Origin of the sequence: Trichlorobacter sp. (assembly GCF_030247655.1) — a bacterium.
In the GTDB taxonomy this organism is placed as follows: domain Bacteria; phylum Desulfobacterota; class Desulfuromonadia; order Geobacterales; family Pseudopelobacteraceae; genus Trichlorobacter.
Genome location: NZ_JAOTRZ010000174.1, coordinates 1 through 6,388, shown reverse-complemented (window position 1 = coordinate 6,388; position 6,388 = coordinate 1). Strand labels below are relative to the sequence as shown.

General features: G+C 53.0%; 7 protein-coding genes and 1 tRNA gene. All 8 read right to left on the bottom strand.

All coding sequences use genetic code 11. The annotated features are described in order from the left end of the window. Nucleotides 1–1,229, bottom strand: a 1,229-nt coding sequence (thrS, locus tag OEL57_RS12825; RefSeq protein WP_300740928.1) for a threonine--tRNA ligase, incomplete at its 3' end; no start/stop codon positions are given. A gap of 57 nt (nucleotides 1,230–1,286) precedes the next feature. Continuing rightward, nucleotides 1,287–1,361 (bottom strand) — tRNA-Val (locus tag OEL57_RS12820). 43 nt (nucleotides 1,362–1,404) lie between these two features. After that, nucleotides 1,405–2,853, bottom strand: a complete 1,449-nt coding sequence (gene rlmD / locus OEL57_RS12815) for a 23S rRNA (uracil(1939)-C(5))-methyltransferase RlmD (protein ID WP_300740927.1) — start codon at nucleotides 2,851–2,853, stop codon at nucleotides 1,405–1,407. Further along, nucleotides 2,850–3,590, bottom strand: coding sequence for a 23S rRNA (guanosine(2251)-2'-O)-methyltransferase RlmB (gene rlmB, locus OEL57_RS12810; protein WP_300740926.1), 741 nt, complete (start codon nucleotides 3,588–3,590; stop codon nucleotides 2,850–2,852). The genes rlmD and rlmB overlap by 4 nt, the downstream gene beginning before the upstream one ends. Beyond that, nucleotides 3,587–4,312, bottom strand: a complete 726-nt coding sequence (pyrF, locus tag OEL57_RS12805) for an orotidine-5'-phosphate decarboxylase (protein ID WP_300740925.1) — start codon at nucleotides 4,310–4,312, stop codon at nucleotides 3,587–3,589. The genes rlmB and pyrF overlap by 4 nt, the downstream gene beginning before the upstream one ends. Before the next feature lies 1 nt (nucleotide 4,313). Continuing rightward, on the bottom strand, nucleotides 4,314–5,057 hold the full coding sequence (locus OEL57_RS12800; protein ID WP_300740924.1) for an ABC transporter ATP-binding protein: 744 nt from the start codon (nucleotides 5,055–5,057) through the stop codon (nucleotides 4,314–4,316). Then, nucleotides 5,057–5,812, bottom strand: coding sequence for an ABC transporter ATP-binding protein (locus OEL57_RS12795; protein WP_300740923.1), 756 nt, complete (start codon nucleotides 5,810–5,812; stop codon nucleotides 5,057–5,059). The genes OEL57_RS12800 and OEL57_RS12795 overlap by 1 nt, the downstream gene beginning before the upstream one ends. After that, a partial coding sequence (locus OEL57_RS12790) for a branched-chain amino acid ABC transporter permease (RefSeq protein ID WP_300740922.1) occupies nucleotides 5,805–6,388 on the bottom strand: 584 nt, incomplete at its 5' end. The genes OEL57_RS12790 and OEL57_RS12795, both read right to left, overlap by 8 nt.

The window sequence follows — 6,388 nt, the reverse complement described above, 5'->3', positions numbered from 1 at the left end:
CCCATCACATCGGAAACAAACTTCAGAACACCTTTAATCTCGGCGTCAAGTTGCTCCGGAGTACAGAGAATATGGGCATCATCCTGGGTAAAACAACGCACCCTCAGCAGACCGTGAAGTACACCGGCTCGCTCGTGACGGTGTACCGTACCAAGTTCAAAATAACGCTGCGGCAAGTCACGATAGCTGCGCAACTGCGATTTATAGATCATCATGTGGGCGAGACAGTTCATCGGCTTGACGCCAAAACTCTGTTCATCCACTTCAGTAAAATACATATTTTCGCGATAATTGTCGTAGTGGCCGGAACGCTGCCACAGCTCTGTCTTAAGAATCTGTGGACCGACAACGATGTCATAATCGCGCTTCAGATGTTCTTTGCGTTCAAAATCTTCCAGCAGGGTGCGCAACATGGCTCCCTTGGGATGCCAGATGGCAAAGCCAGCCCCTACCTCATCGTTAAAAGAAAATAGATCCAGTTCACGACCCAGCTTACGGTGGTCACGACGCTTGGCTTCTTCAAGGCGATGCAAATAGGCCTCTAGTTCCTTCTTATCCACAAAGGCAGTGCCATAGATCCGCTGCAGCATACGGTTCTTTTCATCACCACGCCAGTAGGCGCCGGCAATGGAAAGCAGCTTGAATGCCTTTAGCTTATTGGTATTCGGCACATGGGGGCCACGACAGAGATCCGCAAACTCACCCTGCGTGTAAATAGAGACGATTTCAGCACCTATCCCCTCAATCAATTCTTTCTTGTAGGGCTCACCCATCTGCTCAAAGAAAGCAATCGCCTCTACAGCAGACATCACCTTACGCTCAAGCGGCTGCCCGGCTGCTGCCAGTTCAGCCATCCGCTTCTCAATTTTTTCTAGGTCTTCCGGGGTAAACGGCGTAGTTACATCAAAGTCATAATAGAAGCCGTTTTCCACAGCAGGACCAATGGTGACCTTGGCAGCAGGAAACAACTCTTTTACTGCTTGTGCCATCAGGTGCGAGGTGGAGTGCCGGATGATCTCAAGTGCTTCAGGGCTTTTTTCGGTAATAATGGCAACCGTATCGCCATTTGCAAGCGGTACAGAAAGATCAACCAACAGACCATTCACCTGTCCAGCCAAAGCAGCCTTGGCAAGACCTGCACCAATGGACGCGGCCAGATCAGCAACCGTAGCACCAACAGCAAGTTCACGTATTGAATTATCCGGCAACGTTACCTGGATCATGGACATTGTCTCTTTCTTTAAACAGAAAAGGCATCGGGAATGCCGATGCCGCTCTCAGTTCAATGGTAGGCGCGGACGGTTTCGAACCGTCGACCTCTACCGTGTCAAGGTAGCGCTCTCCCCCTGAGCTACGCGCCTCCAGCAAGGGAATTTAGTAATTAGCAGTTTCAGAAAGAAAATGTCAAGTTGTTTTTAGTGCTTTACGCTCCAGCAACGCCACATTTTCAACATGGGGAGTCTGGGGAAACATCTCAACCGGTTGTACCTGTATGGTCTGGTATCCCTTAGCTGCAAGAATATCCAGATCACGGGCCAGGGTATGGGGAGAACAGGAAACATAGACAACCCGCTCCGGCGCAAGCTCAACAACCTTGTCCAGCACCTCCCGATCACAGCCTTTGCGGGGGGGATTCAGGACGATACAGGCAAAGCGCAGCTCATCTTCAAGCAGATCTTCCAGCAGTTCCTGTACATCGCCTGCCTCAAAACGGCAGTTTCTGGCATTATTCAAACGGGCATTACGCCTGGCATCAGCCACTGCCTCTTTGTTCAGTTCTACCCCCAGCACCTGCTTGGTATGGGGAGCAAAAGTCAGGGCAATACCGCCAATGCCACAGTAAAGATCCAGCACCTGCTGGGTGCCATCCAGACTTGCCCAATCACGGGCAGTTTCATACAGCAGGCGGGCACCATCGTTCTGGGCCTGCAAAAATGAACGGGGGGAAATCAGCAGTTCAACCTGTCCGATCCGATCCTGTATGGTCTGCTGCTTGGTCAGGAAGTGATCATGGGCGCCAAAGATCACATTTCCTTCACTGCTGTTCACATTCTGACAAACTACTTTCACTTGTGGCACCTTGTCCTGAAGCAGTCGTGCCAAATGGTGGATCTCGTTAAAAGCACGCCGGGCCGCGACAAAGGTGACCATCACCTCACCGGTACTTTCAGAGACCCGCACCACCAGATAACGCAGAATGCCACTCTTGTTCTTGTCCTGATAGATCGGCACCTTCAGCTTCCTGATCCCTTCACGCACCACCTTGATCACGGTGTTGATCATGGGATGGTGCAACGGGCAGTCTTCAAGATCAACCACATCATGGCTGGCACGGCGATAGATACCGATATAGGGGTCAGCGTGGGATCCTGCCACAGCCAACTTGGCAGTGGTGCGATACTGCAGCTGCCGCTCCGGTGTCAAAAGGCGCGGAACAACCAGATCTTTGAGCGAAGCATAGCTATCAAAGGCAGCCTGCACCTGCGCCTGTTTCCAGCGCAGCTGTTCGCCATAGCGCAGGCAGATCAACGGACAGCCAAGACACAGGGCTGCATCAGAGCAAGGACAACGTTGCAGCCGCAGTGGCGATGGCTCGATCAGCTTGACCAGGTCTGCAAAGACAACGGTCTTGCCAAAATGAGTAATACGGGCCAGGCAACGATCCTGGGGCACGGTGCCGGGTATCAGGATTTGGCGGCCGTCATGTTGGGCAATGCCGATGCCGTCACTGTCCAGACGCTCAATGGTCAGTTCCAGAGCCAGGCCAAATCGGAGATCTGATGATGCTGCGGCTTCATTGCGTGCAGCTGCCTGCCGCTTCTTGCCGCTTGAAGGGCTCTTGCGTAACTTCATGGTTTGCACCTCTGCCGTGCCGCTTCAAACAGCACAATTCCGCCTGCGACCGAGGCGTTCAGGGACGACACCCCACCATACTGGGGAATTGCCAGCAGACCGTCACAATGCTTACGCACCAGCGGACGGATCCCCTCCCCTTCATTGCCGATCACCACAACCAAGTTGCCGTTCAGGTCAGTGTCATAGACCGTCCTGCCAGCCTCCCCGGCCAGACCAAAAGTCCAGCAGCCGGCCTGCTTCAAGCGTTCCAGGGTTTGCACCAGATTGGTGACCTGGATAACCGGTATGGTCTCAACCGCTCCTGCCGAGGCCTTTTCCACCACCGGTGTCATGCCACAGGCCCGGTCTTTGGGGATAATCACCCCCTGCACACCGGCGCAGGCAGCAGACCTGATCAAGGCACCAAGGTTCTGGGGATCCTGTATGCCATCCAACACTAATACAAACAATTCTTTTTCTGATTCCTTCTGGTTAGATAAGAAATCTTCAAGTTCTGCATACACAAAAGGAGCCACCCGCAACACCACCCCCTGATGGTGCGGGTTACCAGCCAAACGCTCCAGATCAGACCGTTCGCGGCGATGGACCGGTATCCCCTGCTCTTCAGCCAGGGTAGTCAGTTTGGCAATCCGATGATCAGTACCGCTTTGCTGCACAAAAAGCTCAAAGGCCTTGCGCTTACCCCGCAAGGCCTCCCTGACCGGATTTACCCCGTACAGAACATCTTCTTTCATTGGCCACCTGCCATAATCTCATCCACAATCAACTCAGCAGCCTGCACCGGATCAGTTGCCTTGGCAATCGGTCTGCCGATCACCAGATAATCAGCGCCGGACTTGACCGCCTCCGCAGGGGTCATAATCCGCTTCTGATCATCAACCGCTGCAAAGGAGGGACGCACCCCGGGAGTAACAATCAGAAAATCAGGACCACAAGCTGCACGGATGGCTCCAATCTCAAGTGGCGAAGCCACCACGCCATCCATACCACTTTCCTTGGCCAGTTTAGCCAGCCGCACCACCATCTCTTCCACCGGATGCTCAATCCCTACAGCCTTCAACGTATCCTGGGTTGAAGAGGTCAGGATAGTTACCGCCAGCAACCGTGGACGCTCGTTGTCACTAAATTCCTTGCGCACTGCCTGACTAGCCTTTTCCATCATCTCCGGCCCACCAAGGGCGTGCAGGTTAGCCAGTTTCACCCCTAAACGACCAGCTGCCAGCATGGCCTGAGCCACGGTATTGGGAATATCATGGTATTTCAGATCAAGGAACACCTCGCCACCATGCCGCTTGACAGCCTCAACTGCAGCAGGTCCGGCAGAGGTAAACAGCTCTTTACCCACCTTGAACATCCCCACTTTAGTGGACAACTTTTCAGCCCAGCCATCAATATCCTTCAGGTTATCCACATCCAGGGCAAAGATAATCTTATTTTTCGCTTCATCGCGTGTCATATCAACGCTCCCATATCTCTTTTTTGTCTTTGCCCAGATAGGCCCGTTTGACTTCAGCATTTTCAAGCAGCTCATCGGCTGCTCCTTCCAGGATCACCTTGCCGGTCTCCAGCACATAGCCACGATCAGCCAGCTTCAGAGCAGCCTTGGCGTTCTGTTCAACCAGCAGAATGGTAACGCCCCGCTCATCCCGCAGACGCTGCAGCACCCGGAAGATCTCCTGCACCACCAAGGGAGCCAGTCCCATGGATGGCTCATCCAGCAGCAGCAGCTTGGGGCGCGCCATCAGGGCTCGGCCAATGGCCAGCATCTGCTGTTCACCACCGGACATGGTACCTGCGGCCTGTTTACGGCGTTCTTCCAGACGGGGAAAGAGTTGAAAGATCTCTTCCTTGTCCTTCATAATTTCTGATTTAGGGTCTCGCGCCCGGTAGCGCAGATAGGCTCCCAGCTCAAGGTTCTCCTCTACCGTCATCGGTTTAAAGACCTGACGGCCTTCAGGCACCTGGGAAATACCCAGTTTGACGATCCGGTCCGGAGCCAGGGCCTTGATCTCTTCTTTTTTGAAGAGCAGATCACCACCAAGGGCTGGCGTCACACCAGAGATGGTGTTCAAAATAGTCGTCTTACCGGCGCCATTGGCGCCAATCAGGGTGACGATCTCTCCTTCTGCCAGATGCAATGAGACATTCTTCAGGGCATGAACCTTGCCGTAATAAGTATTAATATTCTTCAGGCGCAACATTATTCATCATCCCCCAGATAGGCAGCGATAACGTCATGATTGTCCTGAATCTCACGCGGGGTTCCTTCAGCCAGCTTCTGGCCCAGGTTCAGCACCACAATTCGATCGCAAATATCCATGACTAGCTCCATATCATGTTCCACCAGTACCACGGTTACTCCCCGGTCACGGATTTTTCTGATCAGCTCCGCAAGACCGACGGTTTCCTGTGAGTTGAGGCCCGCAGCAGGTTCATCCATCAGGATTATGCGTGGTCTACAGGCCATGGCCCGAGCTATCTCCAGCATTCTGCCTTTACCAAAAGGCAGGTTAGAAGCCTGAACATCAGCCAGTTGATCAATACCAACAAAATGCAGCCATTCATGGGCCTCTTCCCGAATACGACGTTCTTCCTTGATTGTCCAGGGGGCTTTGAAAGAACAGGCAAACAGACCACTTTTACTACGGCTGTGCAGGCCGACCATCACGTTTTCAAGTACGGTCATCTGTCCGAACAGCTCGATATTCTGGAAGGTCCGTACCATCCCTTTGGCTGCCAGACGCTCCACAGGAATCCCGCTGATATCAGCTCCTTCAAAGAATACTAGACCGCTGGTTTGCTGATAGATGCCGGTCACAATATTAAACAGGGTGGTCTTGCCAGCACCATTGGGGCCGATTACACCGGTAATCTGATCAGCATGGATAGAAAATGATACATCGTTTAAGGCCGTAACTCCGCCAAAGATCTGGGTGATACCTTTCAATTCAAGCATGGGCACCCCCCTTCTTACTCTTCAGACCGGTGATCTTGCGGAACAGGTCAGGTATGCCACGCACCAGACCGCCAGGCATGAAGATGGTCATGACCATCAGCAAGCCGCCATAAAAGACAATGTCGTAATCGTGCATGAAACGCAGGAATTCCGGCAGCATGGTCAGCAGCAAGGCCCCCAGGAAAGAGCCATAGATGCTGCCCAGACCACCGATTACCACCATGGTCAGCAGTTCCACCGAGATATTGAAGCCAAAGGAAGGCGGAGCAATAAAGGTCATGACATGGGCATACAGGGAACCGGCTATGGCACAAATCATAGCTGAAAGGGCAAAGACCTGCACCTTCAGCAGGCGTGCATTAACTCCCATTACCCGGGCAGCTACTTCAGCATCATGGATGGCACGAAAGGCTCGTCCTACTCGCGAATTAGCCAGGTTAACCGACAACAGCACACAACCCAGCACAAAGGTCCAGACCAGATAGTAGTTTTTCAGGTCTGTGTCAAAGACAAGCGGACCGATCTCAAGGTTCGGGATCCCTGAAAAACCGGATGGTCCCCCAGTAATCTCTACCC

Coding starts and splice junctions, on each gene's coding strand:
- rlmB (WP_300740926.1), bottom strand. CDS start 3,590: ATGAAAGAAGATGTTCTGTACGGGGTAAATCCGGTCAGGGAGGCCTTG.
- OEL57_RS12795 (WP_300740923.1), bottom strand. CDS start 5,812: ATGCTTGAATTGAAAGGTATCACCCAGATCTTTGGCGGAGTTACGGCC.
- OEL57_RS12800 (WP_300740924.1), bottom strand. CDS start 5,057: ATGTTGCGCCTGAAGAATATTAATACTTATTACGGCAAGGTTCATGCC.
- pyrF (WP_300740925.1), bottom strand. CDS start 4,312: ATGACACGCGATGAAGCGAAAAATAAGATTATCTTTGCCCTGGATGTG.
- rlmD (WP_300740927.1), bottom strand. CDS start 2,853: ATGAAGTTACGCAAGAGCCCTTCAAGCGGCAAGAAGCGGCAGGCAGCT.